Annotated in this window: 2 protein-coding genes and 1 pseudogene; 1 reads left to right on the forward strand and 2 read right to left on the reverse strand. The window is 71.3% G+C overall.

Translation table 11 applies throughout. The annotated features are described in order from the left end of the window. Positions 1 to 106 precede the first annotated feature (106 nt). Positions 107 to 1,069 (forward strand): ABC transporter substrate-binding protein, encoded by a 963-nt coding sequence (locus AC2CJA_RS26085; protein WP_484605128.1) that lies wholly within the window; start codon positions 107 to 109, stop codon positions 1,067 to 1,069. Positions 1,070 to 1,236: 167 nt separating this feature from the next. On the opposite strand, the gene AC2CJA_RS26090 is transcribed toward AC2CJA_RS26085, so the two are convergent. Next, positions 1,237 to 1,788, reverse strand: a complete 552-nt coding sequence (locus AC2CJA_RS26090) for an EF-hand domain-containing protein (RefSeq protein WP_484605129.1) — start codon at positions 1,786 to 1,788, stop codon at positions 1,237 to 1,239. Between the two features lie 349 nt (positions 1,789 to 2,137). Further along, positions 2,138 to 2,494: pseudogene (locus AC2CJA_RS26095) on the reverse strand (hypothetical protein); the annotation flags it as partial.

The raw sequence follows: 2,494 nt of genomic DNA on the forward strand, positions 1-2,494 counted from the left end.
GACGCCGGTCCGCCCTGGCGGCGAACCGGCGTTCCCTGCCCTGCTCCGCAGGAGCTTCGTTTCCTCCCCGCCCTAAAGGACGGGGTATCCACGAAGGAGAGCCCCGATGACCCTCATCCGCCGCCGTACGACCGCCGCCGGCGCCACCGCGCTGGCCTCCGTCCTCGCCCTCGCCCTGTCCGCCTGCGGCGGGGAGAGCGGCGCCGCCTCCGGGGAGACCCGGACGGTGATGACCGCCCACGGGGAGGTGGAGGTCCCCGCCGAGCCCGAGCGCGTGGTCGTCCTCGACACCGCCGAGCTGGACTCGGCCATAACCCTGGGTGTCAAGCCCGTCGGTTCCACCCGTTCCGACGTGGCCTCCGGCTTCCTGAAGTACCTGCCGGAGGAGAAGGTCGAGGGCATCGAGAACGTCGGCAACATCGCCGCGCCCAACCTGGAGAGGATCGCGGCGCTCAAGCCGGACCTGATCCTGGGCAGCGACATCCGCGACAAGGACCGCTACGACGAGCTGTCGAAGATCGCCCCGACCGTCTTCACCGAGACCACCGGCGCGCCCTGGAAGCAGAACTTCCTGGTCCACGCCAACGCCCTCAACCGGCAGGACGAGGCGGGGAAGGTCATCGACGCCTACGAGGCGAGGACGGCCGAGGTCACCGAGGCGCTCGGCGGCCCGGAGAGGGCCCGGGAGCTGACGGTGAGCGTCGTCCGCTTCGTCGAGGGCGCCGACACCCGCGTCTACGGCAGGCAGAACTACATCGGCTCCGTCCTCGCCGACATCGGCGTGAGCCGCCCGGCCATCGCCGACGAGGCCCCCGACGGCTTCTCGGTCGATGTCAGCCCGGAGAGGGTCGACCAGGGCGACGCGGACATCGTCTTCTACACCTCCTACGGCGACCCGGCGAAGTCCGGCGAGGACGAGGCCGTCGGCGGCGCGCTGTGGAAGAGCATGGAGGCGGTGGGGAACGGCCGGGCCCACCGCGTGGACGACGAGACCTGGATCCAGGGCATCGGCTACACGGCCGCCGACACGATCCTGGAGGAGATGAAGGGCTTCCTCACCCGGGACTGACGCCTTCCCGGCCCCTGGCCCGGCATACCGGTGAGCACGCCGCCACCGGCACCGACGGCCCGGTCTTCCCCGGGGGTGGAGACGGCTCTCCGGGAGACGACCACTGTGCCCGTGCCCGCCGGGAGCGCCGCGGTCCGGCGGACACGGGCACGGGCCCGGGGGCGCGCTCAGGTCGGCTGGACCAGCATGCCGAGCAGGTGGTTCCCGGGGGCCTCGGGATCGGTGCTGAAGTAGAACTCGACGATGGCGGCACGGTACTCGGCGTGGCTGATGACCCCGTCGCCGTCCAGGTCCACCCTGTCGAACGCCGGACCGCACTGCTCGGCGGGGACGCCGAGCGCCTGGTACAGCGCGACGTACTCGTCCCGGCTCAGAACGCCGTCACCGTCGGTGTCGGTGACGTTCACGATGGCTTCGATGATGGCCATGACCACGTTCTCGAAGTGGGCGGGGGTGGTGACACTGTCCTGCATCATGGTGATGAACTCGGTGCGTGAGATCCGCCCGTCACCGTCGGTGTCGGCCTCTTCGAGCAGCCGCCACCACTGCGCGAAGGCGGAGTGGAAGGCGGCGCGGTTGTCGTGGTCATCCTCCTCCGCCACTCCGGCGAAGACCGCCGCCGTCGCCTCCAGGTCCTGGGGGGTGAGCTGACCGTCGCGGTCCTGGTCGAACCAGTCGAACAGAAGGCTGAACTTCTGGTCCACCACGTCACTCTTCATTGTGTCTCCCTCACTCAAGCTGCGAGCCGCCCACTCATATGGCGGAGTGGTCTGGGAAGACGCTAGGGACAGGCGGACGCGGGGATGACCGCTCAGATGGATTCTCAGCCGTACGGGTGACACATGGAACGAATGAACGAAAAATCCTTGGTCGACAGTTCCGGTGTCCGTGCTCCGTCGGCCACGAACGATGTCCGGCCACCCGACCGGACGTGCGGCGACGGGGCCCGGTACCCGATCCCGTGGCCGACACCGTCGAACGACGGGGGTCCATGCCGCCACCGAAACGCCGGTCCGGCCCACCGGTGAACACGGGATCCGCCCCTGCCGGGGGGGGAGGCTGCCCGAATCACCCCTTCGGCCGCCGCGCCCGCCACAGCAGGTAGAGGGCGCTGGCGACGGCCGCAGCGCGCAGCGCCCAGGGCCAGGAGGCGGTGATCGCCCCGCCCAGCGCGCCCTCGGCTATCGGCTCCCCCCAGCGGCCCTCGGTGCGGCCCCACAGCCACACCAGCCCGGCGGCCGCGACCGTACCGGGCACGACCGTCACCGCCCACCTGGCCTCCTGGCGGCTCAGCCGGGGCGACCACCAGGCGGCCAGCCAGCCCAGACCCAGCGGGATCAGCGAGCCCATCACCGCGCCCGCCACCAGCAGTGCGGCGGCCGCCAGCTCCACGGCGCCGCCCACGCGCGGCACGCGGGCCGCGGG

Source organism: Streptomyces sp. ATLC9 (genome assembly GCF_057196705.1).